Origin of the sequence: Methylobacterium indicum (assembly GCF_001043895.1) — a bacterium.
Taxonomy (GTDB): Bacteria; Pseudomonadota; Alphaproteobacteria; order Rhizobiales; family Beijerinckiaceae; genus Methylobacterium; species Methylobacterium indicum.
In genome coordinates this window covers 14001-29035 of record NZ_JTHF01000186.1, presented here as the reverse complement: position 1 = coordinate 29035, position 15035 = coordinate 14001, and the positions used below count along the sequence as shown (strand labels likewise).

The 15035-nt window shown below is 70.1% G+C and carries 13 protein-coding genes; 9 read left to right on the top strand and 4 right to left on the bottom strand.

Annotation, left to right across the window (positions count from 1 at the left end):
- Positions 1-252: 252 nt before the first annotated feature.
- The gene (locus QR78_RS21630; RefSeq protein ID WP_089504227.1) at positions 253-1323 is read right to left on the bottom strand and encodes a sugar ABC transporter substrate-binding protein; all 1071 of its coding nucleotides are present in this window, start codon (positions 1321-1323) and stop codon (positions 253-255) included.
- 49 nt (positions 1324-1372) lie between these two features.
- A complete protein-coding gene (locus QR78_RS21625; RefSeq protein WP_048429648.1) occupies positions 1373-2347 on the bottom strand; it encodes a sugar phosphate isomerase/epimerase family protein in 975 nt (324 codons plus the stop codon).
- 249 nt (positions 2348-2596) lie between these two features.
- Between QR78_RS21625 and QR78_RS21620 the strand changes: the two genes are divergently transcribed.
- The 6 genes from QR78_RS21620 to QR78_RS21595 all read left to right on the top strand — a co-directional run bounded on the left by QR78_RS21620 (position 2597) and on the right by QR78_RS21595 (position 8898).
- On the top strand, positions 2597-3595 hold the full coding sequence (locus QR78_RS21620; protein WP_048429647.1) for a substrate-binding domain-containing protein: 999 nt from the start codon (positions 2597-2599) through the stop codon (positions 3593-3595).
- A gap of 379 nt (positions 3596-3974) precedes the next feature.
- The gene (locus tag QR78_RS21615) at positions 3975-5456 is read left to right on the top strand and encodes a sugar ABC transporter ATP-binding protein (RefSeq protein WP_048429646.1); all 1482 of its coding nucleotides are present in this window, start codon (positions 3975-3977) and stop codon (positions 5454-5456) included.
- Positions 5449-6444: an ABC transporter permease gene (locus QR78_RS21610; protein WP_048429645.1), complete on the top strand. Its 996-nt coding sequence runs from the start codon at positions 5449-5451 to the stop codon at positions 6442-6444. Before QR78_RS21615 ends, QR78_RS21610 begins: the two co-directional genes overlap by 8 nt.
- A complete protein-coding gene (locus tag QR78_RS21605; RefSeq protein ID WP_048429644.1) occupies positions 6444-7475 on the top strand; it encodes an ABC transporter permease in 1032 nt (343 codons plus the stop codon). Before QR78_RS21610 ends, QR78_RS21605 begins: the two co-directional genes overlap by 1 nt.
- 35 nt (positions 7476-7510) lie before the next feature.
- Entirely contained in the window at positions 7511-7951 is a 441-nt protein-coding gene (locus tag QR78_RS21600; protein ID WP_048429643.1) for an RbsD/FucU family protein, read from the top strand.
- 83 nt (positions 7952-8034) lie between these two features.
- Positions 8035-8898, top strand: a complete 864-nt coding sequence (locus QR78_RS21595; RefSeq protein WP_048429642.1) for a MurR/RpiR family transcriptional regulator — start codon at positions 8035-8037, stop codon at positions 8896-8898.
- A gap of 164 nt (positions 8899-9062) precedes the next feature.
- On the opposite strand, the gene pip is transcribed toward QR78_RS21595, so the two are convergent.
- Together pip and mutM are read right to left on the bottom strand one after the other, a co-directional pair.
- Positions 9063-10022, bottom strand: coding sequence for a prolyl aminopeptidase (gene pip / locus QR78_RS21590; protein ID WP_048429641.1), 960 nt, complete (start codon positions 10020-10022; stop codon positions 9063-9065).
- Positions 10023-10039: 17 nt separating this feature from the next.
- Positions 10040-10930 (bottom strand): bifunctional DNA-formamidopyrimidine glycosylase/DNA-(apurinic or apyrimidinic site) lyase, encoded by an 891-nt coding sequence (mutM, locus tag QR78_RS21585; RefSeq protein WP_048429640.1) that lies wholly within the window; start codon positions 10928-10930, stop codon positions 10040-10042.
- Between the two features lie 120 nt (positions 10931-11050).
- Here mutM and ubiE point away from each other — a divergent pair, with 120 nt between their 5' ends.
- The 3 genes from ubiE to QR78_RS21570 all read left to right on the top strand — a co-directional run bounded on the left by ubiE (position 11051) and on the right by QR78_RS21570 (position 14944).
- Positions 11051-11809, top strand: coding sequence for a bifunctional demethylmenaquinone methyltransferase/2-methoxy-6-polyprenyl-1,4-benzoquinol methylase UbiE (gene ubiE, locus QR78_RS21580; protein WP_048429639.1), 759 nt, complete (start codon positions 11051-11053; stop codon positions 11807-11809).
- 10 nt (positions 11810-11819) lie between these two features.
- The gene (gene ubiB / locus QR78_RS21575; RefSeq protein WP_048429638.1) at positions 11820-13370 is read left to right on the top strand and encodes a 2-polyprenylphenol 6-hydroxylase; all 1551 of its coding nucleotides are present in this window, start codon (positions 11820-11822) and stop codon (positions 13368-13370) included.
- Between the two features lie 341 nt (positions 13371-13711).
- Positions 13712-14944, top strand: coding sequence for an ABC transporter substrate-binding protein (locus tag QR78_RS21570; protein ID WP_048429637.1), 1233 nt, complete (start codon positions 13712-13714; stop codon positions 14942-14944).
- Positions 14945-15035: the final 91 nt, after the last annotated feature.

The window sequence follows — 15035 nt, the reverse complement described above, 5'->3', positions numbered from 1 at the left end:
CCCCGCGTGCGGGGAGAGGGCCGGGCCTCCGTTCAGGAGGTCCGGCAAGCCCGCAGGGCGAGGGTGAGGGGGTCTCGACGAGTGAGCCTCCTCCGGCAACACCCCCTCACCCTCGCTTCGGCTTTCGCCTCCGCTTGCCATGTTCCCTGAACGGGAACACGGCCCTCTCCCCGCCCGCGGGGAGAGGGGGAAACCCGCGCCATTCGCGTCTCGGGGATGTGCCTGGACGGCTCTGCCCCCCACGGGCGCCGGCTACTTGCCCGACCGGACGTCCTCTTCGAGCACCGCCCGCAGGTCGGCGCCCTTGCCCTTGTAGCGCTCGATGTTGTCCTTGGTGATCAGGGCCTGCGGGGTCGCGACGACCCGCGGGACCGGCTCCTTGGCGAGGATGCGCAGGGCCGCCTCCATGGCGACCTCGCCGGTCAGCACCGGGAAGCTGTCGACGGTGCCGGTGAGCTCGCCGGCGCGAATCGATGCGTGGGCATCGGTGATGCCGTCGGTGCCGAACACCGCGACCTTGCCCAGAAGGCCGGCGTTCTTCACCGCCTCGACGACGCCGAGCGCCATCGTGTCGTTGTTGCAGTAGAAGCCGACGAGGTCCGGGTGCTGCTGCAGCAGGGTGGTGGCGGCGTCGTAGGAGAGCTGGCGGTCCCAGTTGCCCGGCACGCTCGCCACGACCTTGAACTTGCCGCCGTCGGCCGCGATGGTCGCCTTGAAGCCGGCGGTGCGCTGGGTCGCCGCGTAGACGCCGGCCTGGCCCTCGATGACCGCGAGCTTGCCGCCGTCCGGGCGGTTGGCGATGAACCAGCGGGCGACGCGCACGCCGTTGTCGCGCTGCACGTTGCCGACGTAGTGCGGCGCCAGCGGGATCACCGCGTCGTTCACGTTGACGACCGGGATGCCGGCCTGCTTGGCCTCGCCGAGAATCGGCTCGAGGTTGGCGTTGGTCTGCGGCGAGACCAGCAGCACGTTGACGCCCTGCGCGATCATCGTCTCGGCGATCGAGAGCTGGCCGACCTGGTCGCCCTCGTTCTGGGCCGCCTGGTAGGCGACCTTCACGCCGAGCGTCTTGCCCAGCGACTGGTAGCCCTCGCCGAGGAGACGCCAATACTCGTTGGTCAGGGTCTTCGACACCGCCCCGGCGCGGGTGCCGGCCGCGGGCTTGGGCATCGGGCCGAGCTTGGTGCCGAGCTGGCTCCAGTCGATCCGGTCCGTCTCGGTGTCCGGGTTCAGGGGCTTCAGGTCCTGCGCCTGCGCGGCGCTCGAGGCGAGCGCGACGGTGGCGGCGAGCAGCATGAACCCGGACAATAGCAATGACTTCATGGCGTTCCTCCTCGTGTTCTTGATGGACGCGACCGGGGACGGACCGGCCTTAGCGGCCGAGCATCGCCTTGCGGACGAGGTTCTGGCTCGCGACGGCGTCCTGGCGGGCGACGGCCGCGCTCAGCTCGTTGTCGCCCTCGAGCTTGTCGACGACGCCGAGCATCGCCGTGACCGTGGCGATGTTGGCCTCGCACTCGGCCACCGGGTCGAGGCCGGTCAGGTCCGGGAAGGTGTCGAAGTAGATCGGCCCGTGGAAGCCGTCCTTGCGGACCTGCCGCAGGAGCTCGATCGTCTGGACCGGGTGGACCGCGCCGACCATCAGCCCGTCGTCGCGCTTGGCGTAGCCGTCGTTGAGGTGCAGGCCGAGGATGCGGCTGTGCCGGCCGATCAGCGCCGCCACGAAGGCCGGCTGCTCGTCGGCGTAGAGGACATGCGCGAAATCGAGCGTGACGCCGAGATTCGGCAGGTCGATCTCCTTCAGCGCCAGCAGGGTCGTGGCGCAGTCGGGCAGCAGGCTGTAGGAGCGCGGCTCGTTCGGCTTGTACTCGATGCTGATCAGGCACTCGGGATCGTGCAGCGCGACCTCGCGGATGCCGTCGATCTCGTCGGCCCAGAGCTTCGCGTAGTCGGCCTGGAAGGCGTAGTCGAAGCCGTCCTGGCCGAGCCACAGGGTCATCAGGTTGCAGCCCGCCTCGCGGCCCGCATCGATGCCGCGCTTCGTCAGGTCGATCGCCTCGCGCCGCACCGCCGGATCGGGGTTGGTGAAGGCGCCGATCTTGAAGGCGGGGTTCGAGTAGTACCGCATCGCCAGGCCGTTCACGGTCAGGCCGAGGTCGCGGATCGCGTTGCCTGTCGCCCGCGGGTCGGGCCCGAGGTGATCGGGGAAGTTCAGGTCGACGTCGGTGAGGCCGCGGGCCGTCGCGGCGCGGGCCGCCATCTCCAGCGGGCTCGGCTTGCCGTGGCCCTTGGGCCAGAAGGCGTCGGGCTGCGAGGCGAACGAATTCAGGCGCGTCGCGAAGCGCACGGGGGCGGATGTCACCGGCGGGTCTCCTGTGTCTCACCGAAACATCACGGATCAGAGTAAATTTGTAAAGTAGGAAATCGCCGGATCGGGCTCACCCCCAGTCCCGGCTGTCATGGTGCGATGCAGCAAACGAGGGCCCCGGACGGTGATCGGCCGGTGCTTGACACGCCCCACGCTTCACGCATACCTGTGTTGCAGTAAATAAAGCGGGCCGGCGTCGCCGCTCGCGATGGGGTCGGGGAACGCATCATGGATCGACGCACCACTCTCAAGATCCTCGGCGGCCTGGCGGTCGCGGGGCCGCTTCACGCCACCCGCGCCTTCGCGGCCGCGCCCAAGACGATGGCGACGGTGGTGAAGGCCGCCAGCGTCCCCTGGTTCAACATCCTCAACCAGGGCCTCGAGGCCGCCGGCAAGCAGTTCGACATCCAGACGACGATGGTCGGTCCCGCCCAGGTCGACCCTGCCCAGCAGGTCAAGCTCATCGACGACCTGATCGCCAAGAAGGTCGACGTGATCGGCCTCGTGCCCCTCGACGTGAAGGTGACTGCCCAGGCGGTGAAGCGCGCCCGCGACGCCGGCATCATCGTCATCACGCAGGAGGGCGAGAACCAGGACGGCAAGACCTGGGACCTCGAGCTGATCAGCGCCAAGAACTACGGCGAGATGCAGATGAAGGCGCTCGCCCGCGAGATGGGCGAGGAGGGCGACTACGTCGTCTATGTCGGCACGCTGACGACCCCGGGCCACAACGCCTGGGCCGATGCCGCCATCGCCTACCAGAAGGCGCACTACCCCAAGATGCGGATGGTCGCCGACCGCTTCCCCGGCGCCGACCTCATCGACGAATCCTCCCGCGTGACCCAGCAGGTGCTGCAGACCTACCCGGACGTGCGCGGCATCATGTCGATGGGCTCGAACGGCCCGATCGGCGCCGGCAACGTGATCAAGCAGCGCCGCCTGGAGAAGAAGGTCGCCGTCGTCGGCACCATGATCCCCGCCCAGGCGCAGGCCCTGCTGATGAGCGGCGCGATCCGCGAGGGCTTCCTGTGGAACCCCAAGGATGCCGGCTACGGCATGGTCGCCATCGCCCGGATGGTGCTCGACGGCACGCCGATCAAGACCGGCACGGAGATCCCGACGCTGGGGCCGGCCACGGTCGACGAGGCGAACCGGGTGATCCAGGTCGATCGCGTGCTCACGATCAACAAGACGACCGTCGGTGATCTGGTGAAGCAGGGGCTCTGAGCTGCTTCCAAGCACTGACTGCGCACGATCGCAGTGGGATCTGTGCAGGAAAGTTAAGGCGCGGGTTTTTCCCTCTCCCCGCGGGCGGGGAGAGGGCTTCATCGACCTTGTCGTCGATGAAGCGAGCGTAGGCGAAAGCCGGAGCGAGGGTGAGGGGGTCTCGACGAGTGAGACTCCTCCGGAAACACCCCCTCACCCTCGGCTGACGCCTCGCTGCGTTCCCTGAACGGGAACACAGCCCTCTCCCCGCGACGAAGTCGGGCCTGCCCGACTTCGTCCGTCGCTTGCAGATCCCGGGGAAGGCCCGGGATCTGTCGGGGAGAGGGGATTGCCAGCGCCTCTTCATCTCCGACCAGCCCCGCAATCACGGACCCCAACCATGATGTTCCTGGAAATGCGGGGCGTGTCGAAGCGCTTCGGCGGGGTCCAGGCCCTGTCGAACCTCGATTTCGACCTGGCGCGCGGCGAGATCCACTGCCTCGTCGGCGGCAACGGCTCGGGCAAGTCCACGATGATCAAGATCATCTCGGGCGTGCAGGACCCCGATCCCGGTGCCCGCATCACGGTCGAGGGGCGCGAGCACGCCCGGCTCACGCCGGTCGAGAGCAGCGCGCTCGGCGTGCAGGTGATCTACCAGGACCTGTCGCTCTTCCCGAACCTCACGGTCGCCGAGAACATCGCCATCGCGCAGCATCGCGGCCTGACCGGGCTGGTGAAGCGCAAGAGGATGCGCGAGGTCGCCGAGGCGGCGATGCGGCGCATCGGCGTCGCGCTCGATCTCGACGAGCGCGTGTCGCACCTGTCGATCGCCAACCGCCAGCTCGTGGCGATCTGCCGGGCGATCGCCGCGGATGCCAAGCTCGTGATCATGGACGAGCCGACCGCCTCGCTCACCCGCCACGAGGTCGATGCGCTGCTGGCGCTGACCCTCGAACTGAAGCGCCGCGACATCAGCGTGCTGTTCGTCAGCCACCGCTTCGACGAGGTGCTGGAGATCGCCGAGCGGGTCACGGTGATCCGCGACGGCGTGAAGCTCGGCACCTACGACGCCAAGGACATGACCGAGCAGCGCCTCGCCGTGCTGATGTCCGGCCAATCCTTCACCTACGAAACCAGGGACCGCGCGGTCGCGCGCGAGCGTCCGGTGCTGGCCGTCGAGGGCCTGTGCAAGGCGGGCGAGTACCAGGATGTCGGCTTCGCGCTCTATCCCGGCGAGATCCTCGGCCTGACCGGCCTCCTCGGCGCCGGCCGGACCGAGCTGGCGCTCTCGCTCTTCGGCATGAATGCGCCGGATGCCGGCACCATCCGGATCGACGGCGAGGCAGTGACGTTTCGCTCCAACCGCGACGCCATCGCGCGCGGGATCGCCTACGTGCCGGAGGACCGGCTGTCGCTGTCGCTCGTCCTCGAGCAGTCGATCGGCGCCAACGTCACGGTGACGGTGCTCGACACCCTCAAGGACCGCCTCGGCCTCCTGCGGCGGCGCCGCGAGGCCGGCCTGATCCGCGACTGGATCCGCGACCTCGCGATCAAGATCGGCACCCCGGACGATCCGGTGAGGACGCTCTCGGGTGGCAACCAGCAGCGGGTGGTGATCGCCAAGTGGCTCGCCACCAAGCCCCGCGTGCTGATCCTCGACAGCCCGACGGTCGGCGTCGACCTGCACGGCAAGGACGGGATCTACGCGCTCGTGAAGGAGCTCGCGGCGCAGGGGCTCGCCGTCATCATGATCTCCGACGAGATCCCGGAGGTCCTCTACCATTGCGACCGCATCCTGGTGATGCGGGAGGGGCGGCTGACCGGCGAGGTCATGGCGCACCACGTCGCCGAGCCCGACTTGAGGAGGATGGTTCATGCGTAACGCATCGCGCGGCGGGCGCGCGCCGCAGGAACTCTGGCTCGGGCTCGTCGTCCTCGGCATGGTGGTGGTGCTGACCGCGCTCAGGCCGAACTTCCTGAGCGTCCAGAACATCCTGGAGATGATGAACGCGACGGCGTTCAACGGCATCCTGGTCTCGGGGCTCCTGATCGTCCTGATCGCCGGCGGCATCGACATCTCGTTCGCGGCCGTCGCCTCGGTGGCGCAATACGCGGCGCTCACCGTCGCCAACGCGACCGGGGCCGGCTGGGGCGAGATCGTCGCCATCGCGGGGGGCATCGGGCTCGGCCTCGGCCTCCTCAACGGCGTCCTGGTGAGCACGCTCGGCATCGCCAGCATCATCGTCACCATCGCCACGCAGAGCGTGATCTACGGCATCCTGCTCACCGTGACCCGGGGCCAGGACATCTTCACCCTGCCGGCCTGGTTCGGGGACGGGGTCGACCTCTTCGTCACCACCGACGCCAAGGGCAACGTCTACGCGATCAGCCTGCAGATCTGGGCGCTGGTCCTCGCCTTCGCGAGCGCCTGGTTCCTGCTCAACCGGACCCATTTCGGCCGGCAGGTCTTCGCGCTCGGCGGCAACCCGGAGGCGGCCCGGCGCGTCGGCTTCGGCACCACCCGCCTCAACCTCCTGGTCTACGGCTATATGGGCCTCGTCGCCGGCCTCGCCTCCCTGGTCCAGGCCCAGTACACCCAGTCGGTGTCGCCGACCGCGCTCGTCGGGCGCGAGCTTGAGGTCGTGGCCGCCGCCGTGCTCGGCGGGGCGAGCCTCGACGGCGGCCACGGCTCGGTCCTGGGCGCGATCCTCGGCCTCGCCCTCGTCGTTATCATGAAGAACGGCCTCGCGCTGCTGGGCGTGTCGTCCTACTGGACCGACTTCTTCACGGGCCTCGTCATCGTCGCCGCCGTCGCCGGCATGGCGGCCCGCGCCCGCCGCCGCTGGCACGATTCCCCGGGGCTCGCCTGATGCCGGACATCCTCCTGCGGACCGTCGGCCGCACCAACCTGCGGCTCCTCGCCCTCCTCGCCGTGCTGTGCCTCGCCGTCGCGCCGCTCGTCGGCGACCGGCTCTTCGCCCCGGCGGGCCTGCGCTCGATGGCCTACCAGCTGCCCGAGCTCGGCCTCCTGTCCCTCGCCATGATGGTGACGCTCCTCTCCGGCGGCCTCGACCTGTCGATCATCGCGACCGCGAACCTCGCCGCGCTCGCGGCGGCCGCGGTGCTGAAGGCCGCCCCCGACGGTGCGGGCGGCGCCCTCCTGCTCGCCTACGAGGCGGGGGCGCTCGTCGCCGGGCTCGCGGCGGCGGCCCTGGTCGGTCTCCTCAACGGCACCCTGATCGGCTACCTGCGCGTCTCGCCAATCCTGGCGACCCTCGGGACCATGACGCTGGTCAAGGGCCTGGCGATCGGGCTCACCCGCGGCAGCGTCGTCTCCGACTTCCCGCCCGCGATCCTGTTTCTCGGCAGCGGCTCGGTGATCGGCGTCCCGACGCCGCTCCTGCTGTTCGGCCTCGTCGCGCTCGCCCTCGGCATCCTGCTCACCCGCACCCCGTTCGGCGTCGTGCTGACCCTGATGGGCTCGAACCAGCAAGCGGTGCGCTTCTCCGGCATCGACACGCGGGCGGCGCTGCTGCGCATCTACGTCCTGACCTCGCTCGTCGCGGCGATCGCCGGGTTCGTCATGATGGCGCGCTTCAACTCCGCCAACGCGGCCTACGGCGAGAGCTACCTCCTGGTCACGATCCTCGCCTGTGTGCTCGGCGGCATCTCGCCGACCGGCGGTTTCGGCCGGGTCGGCGGGCTGGTCCTGGCACTGGTCGTGCTTCAGCTGATCTCGACGGCCTGCGTCCTCCTCGATTTCAGCCAGTTCCTGACGCTGGCGGTCTGGGGCGGGATCCTGCTGTCGGTCAGCCTGATCGCTGCGGTGCGCGACCAGCTCCGTCCGCTGCTGGCCGGCCTGCGCGCGCCGGTGCTGCGCCCCGCGCCGCCGCAGGTCTGACGCGGCGCGATCCCGCACCGTTCGAGAGGACAAAGATGCTGAAGGGACTGGACCGGGCCTTGTCGGCCGAGATGCTCGGCATGCTGATGGCGATGGGGCACGGCGACGATCTCCTGATCTGCGACGTCAACCATCCCGCCGCCAGCATCGCCCGCCACACCGTCCACGGCCGCGTCATCGACATGGCCGGCTGCGACCTGCCGCGGGCCGCGGAGGCGATCCTGTCGGTGATGCCCCTCGACACCTTCGTGCCCGCGCCCGTGAAGCGCATGAAGGTCGTGGGCGATCCCGACCGGCTGGTGCCCGCCCACGAGCGGATGCAGGCCGTCCTCGACCGCGCCGAGGGCCGCCCGGTCCTCGTCGAGGCGCTGGAGCGGTTCGACTTCTACGCCGCCGCCCGCCAGGCCTTCGCGGTGGTGCGCACCTCCGATCCCGGCCCGTATGGCTGCTTCATCCTGCGCAAAGGTGTCGTCTGAGGATCCGGGGATCGGGTCGGCGAACGCTGACGATCCAGGATCTAACAGGCTAGAATGGCGCATCCGGCAAGGAGACGGACCCGATGAACGAGGTGATGGATCCGAAGTCGGTCGGGCCGCGGATCCGCATGATGCGGCCGAACCTGACGCCGCTCGAGGCGAAGGTCGTCGACAGCGTGTTCGGCCGGCGCGATTTCAGCACCGAGACCGCCCTCAAGGACGTGGCCGAGACCGCCGGGGTCTCCGAGGCGATGGTGGTCAAGATCGCCAAGAAGCTCGGCTTCTCCGGCTACCGCGACTTCCGCCAGAACGTCGCCGACTACGTCCGCGTCTCCGACGTCGAGATGCACGACGAGCTCTCGCCCGACGATTCCGGTGCCGAGATCGTCAGCAAGGTGTTTCGGGCCTCGATCCAGGCGCTGGAGGAGACGCTCGCCATCGCCGACGTCGCCGCCTTCGAGCGCGCGGCCGACTTCATCGCCGATGCCCGCCAGCGCGACCTCTACGGCGTCGGCGGCTCGGCCCAGATCGCGCGCGACGTCGCCCACAAGTTCCTGCGCATCGGCATCCACGCCTCGGTCTACGACGACGCCCACATGATGGCGATGTCGGCCGCGCTGCTGGGCACCCGCGACGTGGCGATCGGCTTCTCGCATTCGGGGGCCACCCTGGTGACGCTGGAGGCGCTCCAGATCGCCCGGCGGCGCGGCGCCCGCACCATCGCGATCACCAACTACTCGCACTCGCCGCTGGCCGAGGCCGCCGACGTCGTCCTGTGCTCGACCGCCCGCGGCTCGCCGCTTCTCGGCGAGAACGCCGCGGCGCGCATCGCCCAGCTCAACATCCTCGACGCCATCTTCGTCCTGGTGGCACAGCGCGACGTGAAATCGGCGGAAGCGGCTCTCGTCCGCACCAAGGAGGCGGTGCGGGACAAGCGCCGCGGGTGAGCGGTGCCGTCGTGGCTCGTTCGTAGGCGACAACCGACCTGCGGAAGGTCCGCGGCAGGCTCGGGCCCGGACCGACCGCTGAACCTGCCGGATCGTCCGGCAGGACGATCCGGCTCCCGCCAATCTCTGGGACGAGGCGAAGCTCCGAGCGGTTCAACTGCCGCTCAGGGGCCACGTCTTGCCGACGAAGCGCGCCGATCCGCCAGCGCATCCGTCGCCGCCCGCATCCGCGCGCTCATCTCGGGGCCGCCATGCCCCTCCCCCTCGACGATATGAAGCCGGCTCCCCGGCCAGAGCCGGTGCAGCCGCCACGCCGTGACCGCCGGCCCGCTGATGTCGCGGCGGCCGTGGATCAGGATGCCGGGGATCGTCCGCAGGCGGTCCATCCGCGCCAGGATCGCGTCCGGGCCGCGCAGGAAGCCGTCATTCGCCCAGTAATGGGTCACCAGCGTCGCGAATACCGCATCCCGGTCCGGGTCGTCGGGCCGTCCGGGCGACGGTCCGTCGAGGGAGATGTGGACTGCCTCCCAGGCCATCCAGTCGCGGGCGGCGCGGCGGCGATCGTCCGCGTCGTCGCCCGCGAGGCGCCGCGCATAGGCCTCGACGATGCGCTCGTCCCCGCGCCGGCCTGAGGCCGCCGCGAAGGCCTGCCAAGCTTCGGGGAAGACGCGGCCGACGTCCTCGGTGATCCAGGCCACCTCCTCCCGGCTGGTGGTGGTGACGGCGGCCAGCACGAGCGCCGTCACCCGCTCGGGATGGCGTTGCGCGTAGGCCAGCGCCAGGGTGGTGCCCCACGAGACGCCCGAGACCAGCCAGCGCTCGATGCCGAGATGCGCCCTCACCGCCTCGATATCGGCGATGAGCGCGCTCGTGGTGTTGGTGGGGAGGCCGGCGAGGTCCGCGGTCGCGAGCGGCCGGCTGCGGCCGCAGCCGCGCTGGTCGATCCCGACGAGGCGGTAGCGCGTGCCGTCGAAGTGCCGGCGGTAGCCGCCGCGCCCGAGGCCGCTGCCAGGCCCGCCGTGCAGAAAGAGCGCCGGGAGGCCGTCCGGCCGGCCCGACATCTCCCAGTAGATCCGGGCGCCGTCCGCGGCGGGAAGGAGGCCGTGGTCGAGGAGGTCGGACATGCGACGATCCCCCGCCCTCAGCCCGGCTGACAGGTCTCGCAGAAGAATGTCGAGCGTCCCGACTGCACCAGCCGCCGTACCACCCCGCGGCATCCCTTCGCCGTGCAGGCCAGCCCCTCCCGGTCGTAGACCCGGAAGGCGTGCTGGAAGGCGCCCGCGCTGCCGTCGGTGTGGACGTAGTCGCGCAAGGTGGAGCCGCCCGCCGCCACCGCCTCGGTCAGCACGTCGCGGATCACGACCGCGAGGCGCTTGGCCTTCGCGGTCGGGCGGCCGGCGGCGTCCGCCAGCGACCCGGCGGGCGCCTCCGGGTGGAGCTTGGCCCGGTGCAGGGCCTCGCAGACGTAGATGTTGCCTAAGCCCGCGATCAGCCGCTGGTCGAGGAGCGCGGCCTTGAGCGGCGTGCGTTTGCCCCAAAAGAGCCGCGCGATCGTCTCGCCCGAGAGTGCGTTGCCGAGCGGCTCGATGCCCATGCCGGCGAAGTGGCGGCAGGTGGCGAGATCGGCGGACGCCACCAGGTCCATGAAGCCGAAGCGGCGGGCGTCGTTGTAGACGACCCGGGCGCCGTTCGAGAGACGGAAATCGACGTGGTCGTGCTTCGACTGCCCTTGCGCGCCCTCCAGGTAGAAATCGCCGGGCGAGACGGACCGCCCGTCGGGCAAGTGCACGTCGAACCGCCCGCTCATGCCGAGATGCATGATCAGCGCCTCGCCGGAGGAGAGCTCGGCGACGAGGTACTTGGCGCGCCGCGACAGGGCCGTGACCGTCTGCCCCTTCACCCGGGCGGCGAAACGGGCCGGGAAGGGAAATCGGAGGTTGGGCCGGTTCAGTACCACGTCGGTGAAGCGGGCACCGACCATCGCCGGCTCCAGGCCGCGGCGCACGGTCTCGACTTCGGGCAGTTCGGGCATCGCTCGTCCGTGGAGAAAAGGGGTGGGCGCGACGAAGCGCACCCGGCGAACATGCAGGCCCAGATGGTGCTTTCCCCGCGGCTTCGCTATGCAGGCCGCCACGACAGGGGACCTGAAGGCATGGCCGGCGACGAGACCAGCACCGATTTCGGCTTCGAGCGCGTCAGGCTCGCGGAGAAGCAGGACCGCGTCAACGAGGTCTTCCGCTCGGTGGCCAAGCGCTACGACCTGATGAACGACCTGATGTCGGGCGGCCTGCACCGGGCCTGGAAGAGCGCCTTCGTGTCGAGCTTGCGGCCCTCGCGCACCCGGCCGTTCCGGCTGCTGGATGTGGCCGGCGGCACCGGCGACATCGCGTTCCGCACGCTGGAGGCCGGCGGGCCCGACACCAAGGTGACGGTGCTCGACATCAACGAGGCGATGCTCGGGGTCGGCCGCGAGCGGGCCGGCCACCGGTACGGCTCGCGCATCGATTTCGTGGCCGGCAACGCCGAGTCGCTGCCGCTGCCCGAAAACACCTTCGACGCCTACACCATCGCCTTCGGCATCCGGAACGTGCCGCGGATCGAGCTGGCCCTGGCGGAGGCCCACCGGGTGCTCAAGGTCGGCGGGCGCTTCCTGTGCCTCGAATTCTCCCATGTCGACGTGCCGGGCCTCGACAAGATCTACGAGGCCTATTCGTTCAAGGTCATCCCGCGCATCGGCGCGATGGTGGCCGGCGACAAGGAATCCTACCAGTACCTCGTCGAGTCGATCCGCCGCTTCCCCACGCCCGGCACCTTCTCGCGGATGATCGAGGAGGCGGGCTTCGGCCACGTCACCCACCGGCCGCTCTCGGGGGGCATCTGCGCCATCCATTCCGGCTGGAAGCTCGCGTGAGGCATCAATCGTGCTGAGCGTCGTCGCCCATCTCGCGCGGGGCATCCATGTCGGCTGGGTGATGGCCCGCGAGGGCGGTCTCTCCTTCGTCGACGAAGCCGCCCTGCCGCCGCATCTGCGCCTCGTCCTGCGGCTCGGCCGCAAGCTGGAGCGCCCGGGCCTCGGCGCCGGCCGCCTGCCCGCGGCGCTGACCCGCCTCGGGCCGTCCTACGTCAAGTTCGGCCAGTTCCTGGCGACGCGCCCCGACATCGTCGGCATGGCGGCTGCCCGCGACCTGGAGCGCCTGCAGGACCGGGTGCCGCCCTTCCCGCAGGAGATCGCGGTCGGCATCCTTGAATCGACCCTCGGCAAGCCGGTCTCGGAGCTGTTCACGGCGTTCAGCGCGCCGATCGCCGCCGCCTCGATCGCGCAGGTCCACAAGGCGCACCTGCGCGAGGCCGACGGCACCGAGCGGGTCGTCGCGGTCAAGATCATGCGGCCGGGCGTGCGCGAGCGCTTCGCCCGCGACATCCAGGCGATGCGGTTCATGGCCCGGGTGGTCGAGGCCCTGCGCCCCGAGGCCGAGCGCCTGCGCCCGCGCGAGGTGGTGGAGACGCTGGCCCGCTCCGTCGCCATGGAGATGGACCTGCGGCTCGAAGCCGCCGCCCTCTCGGAACTGGCCGAGAACATCAAGGACGATCCCGAATTCCGGGTGCCGCAGCCGGTCTGGGAGCTGACCGGTCGCGACGTGCTGGCGAGCGAGTGGATCGACGGCATCCGCCTCAACGACCGCGCGGCGATCGTCGAAGCCGGCCACGACGTGGCGGCCCTCGGCCGGACGGTGATCCAGTCCTTCCTGCGCCACGCGATCCGGGACGGCTTCTTCCATGCCGACATGCATCCCGGCAACCTGTTCGTCGATCCGGCCGGGCGGCTGGTCGCGGTCGATTTCGGCATCATGGGCCGGCTCGGGCTCAAGGAGCGCCGGTTCCTGGCGGAGATCCTGCTCGGCTTCATCCTGCGCGACTACCGCCGGGTGGCGGAGGTGCATTTCGAGGCCGGCTACGTCCCCTCGCACCACTCCGTCGACGATTTCGCGCAGGCGATCCGGGCGATCGGCGAGCCGATCCACCAGCGCCGGGCCGACGAGATCTCGATGGCCAAGGTCCTGACACTGCTCTTCGACGTCACGGCGCTCTTCGACATGAGCACCCGCACCGAACTGGTGATGCTCCAGAAGACCATGGTGGTGGTCGAGGGCGTCGCCCGCTCCCTCGATCCGCGCCTCGACATGTGGACCACCGCCGAGCCGGTGGTGCGCGCCTGGCTCACCCGCAACCTCGGCCCGATCGGCCGCGCCGACCAGGCCCGCCGCGCGGTGCTGACGCTCGCCGACGTGGTCGCCGACGTGCCGGACCTCGCCCAGCGGGTGAAGCGGGTGCTGGTGCGCCTCGACGAGGAGGGCCTGCGCGAGGTGACCCGCGTGGAGCGCCGCATCCGCATCGAGACCAAGCGGATGGTGTGGTCGACCCTGGCGCTCTGGGCGATCGCCGGGTCGCTCTTGGCGATCGCGTTGCGGTGAGGGGCGATCCGCAGGGGAGGTTTGAAGCAAGCCCCTGCTGTCTCGCTCCGCGACGTCATCCCGGGGCTCGTCGTAGACGAGAGCCCGGGATCCATAACCGCTGACGTAGGAGAATGCGGCGGCGGTGATCCGCTTCATCTTGGACCGTCGGCGGTTATGGATCCCGGGTTCCGCTGCGCGGCCCCGGGATGACTCGGCGGGGAGCAGCACGGGCGCATCATGCGGACGACCATCGCGCGTGACCTCATCGCCGCTTGCGCACCGCCCTCGCACCCCCTCTGATGGGCCCCACGGCGCCACGATCCGCTCGCTGAGAGGCGGACGCGCCCGGGAGAACGCCCATGCTCAACCCCCTCCGCGCCACGTTGCTCGCCGCGGCTGCCCTCTGTGCGCTCACCGTCCCCACCCGCGCCGCCGAGCCACGCCTCTCCGACGGCAAGGTTAAGCTCGCGGTGCTCAACGACATGTCGAGCGTCTACGCCGATTCCACCGGCCGCGGCTCGGTGATCGCCGCCGAGATGGCGGTGAAGGACTTTGGCGGCAGCCTCGACGGCAAGCCGATCGAGGTCGTCTTCGCCGATCACCAGAACAAGCCGGATGTCGGCTCCAACATCGCCCGGGCCTGGTACGACCGCGACGGGGTCGACGTGATCCTCGACGTGCCGACCTCCTCGGTGGCGCTCGCCGTCCAGCAGGTCGCCAAGGAGAAGGGCAAGCTGCTGATCGTCTCGGGCGGCGGCACCTCGGACCTCACCGGCCCGCAATGCTCGCCCACCGGCATCCAGTGGACCTACGACACCTACGCGCTCTCCCACGTCTCCGGGAATGCCGCGGTGAAGAAGGGCCTCGACACCTGGGCCTTCGTCACCGCCGACTACGCCTTCGGCCACGCGCTGGAGCGCGACGCCATCGCGGAGGTGAAGCGGTCCGGCGGCAAGGTGGTCTCGACGGTGCGCGCGCCCTTCGCCACCGCCGATTTCTCGTCGTTCCTGCTCCAGGCGCAGGCCTCGGGCGCGAAGGTCGTCGCCTTCGCCAATGCCGGCGGCGACACCGTCAACGCGATCAAGCAGGCGCATGAATTCGGCCTCGTCCAGGGCGGCCAGACCCTGCTGGCGCTCCTCATCAACATCGACGACGTCCACAGCCTCGGCATCGAGGTGGCGCAGAACCTGCTCCTCACCACCGCCTTCTACTGGGACCGCACGCCGGAGACCCGCGCCTTCGCGACCCGCTTCAAGGAAAAAGCCGGGCTGATGCCGACGATGCACCAGGCCGGCGTCTATTCCTCGGTGCTGCACTACCTGAAGGCGGTCCAGGCCGTGGGCACCGACGACGCCAAGACCGTGATCGCCAAGATGCGCGAGATGCCGGTCAACGACATGTTCGCGACGAACGGCAAGATCCGCGAGGACGGCCGCATGGTCCACGACATGTACCTGATGCAGGTGAAGACCCCGAAGGAATCGACCGGGGAATGGGACCTCTACAAGCTCGTCGCCACGGTGCCGGGCGACGAGGCCTTCCGGCCGCTCGCCGAGGGCGGCTGCCCGCTGGTGAAGGCGGCGGCGAAGTAGGCTCCTCGGTCTCGGCGGGCGGGGCGGGACCCGCCCGTCGCGGCTCCGCTCGTCCGGGATCGCGCACCGGCCGGCGACCGCCCCGTCGCAG

Bases quoted from the DNA above. Each gene is read 5' to 3' on its own strand.
- QR78_RS21630 (WP_089504227.1), bottom strand. From the start codon at position 1,323: ATGAAGTCATTGCTATTGTCCGGGTTCATGCTGCTCGCCGCCACCGTC.
- QR78_RS21620 (WP_048429647.1), top strand. From the start codon at position 2,597: ATGGATCGACGCACCACTCTCAAGATCCTCGGCGGCCTGGCGGTCGCG.
- QR78_RS21615 (WP_048429646.1), top strand. From the start codon at position 3,975: ATGATGTTCCTGGAAATGCGGGGCGTGTCGAAGCGCTTCGGCGGGGTC.
- QR78_RS21610 (WP_048429645.1), top strand. From the start codon at position 5,449: ATGCGTAACGCATCGCGCGGCGGGCGCGCGCCGCAGGAACTCTGGCTC.
- QR78_RS21605 (WP_048429644.1), top strand. From the start codon at position 6,444: ATGCCGGACATCCTCCTGCGGACCGTCGGCCGCACCAACCTGCGGCTC.
- QR78_RS21600 (WP_048429643.1), top strand. From the start codon at position 7,511: ATGCTGAAGGGACTGGACCGGGCCTTGTCGGCCGAGATGCTCGGCATG.
- QR78_RS21595 (WP_048429642.1), top strand. From the start codon at position 8,035: ATGAACGAGGTGATGGATCCGAAGTCGGTCGGGCCGCGGATCCGCATG.
- pip (WP_048429641.1), bottom strand. From the start codon at position 10,022: ATGTCCGACCTCCTCGACCACGGCCTCCTTCCCGCCGCGGACGGCGCC.
- mutM (WP_048429640.1), bottom strand. From the start codon at position 10,930: ATGCCCGAACTGCCCGAAGTCGAGACCGTGCGCCGCGGCCTGGAGCCG.
- ubiE (WP_048429639.1), top strand. From the start codon at position 11,051: ATGGCCGGCGACGAGACCAGCACCGATTTCGGCTTCGAGCGCGTCAGG.
- QR78_RS21570 (WP_048429637.1), top strand. From the start codon at position 13,712: ATGCTCAACCCCCTCCGCGCCACGTTGCTCGCCGCGGCTGCCCTCTGT.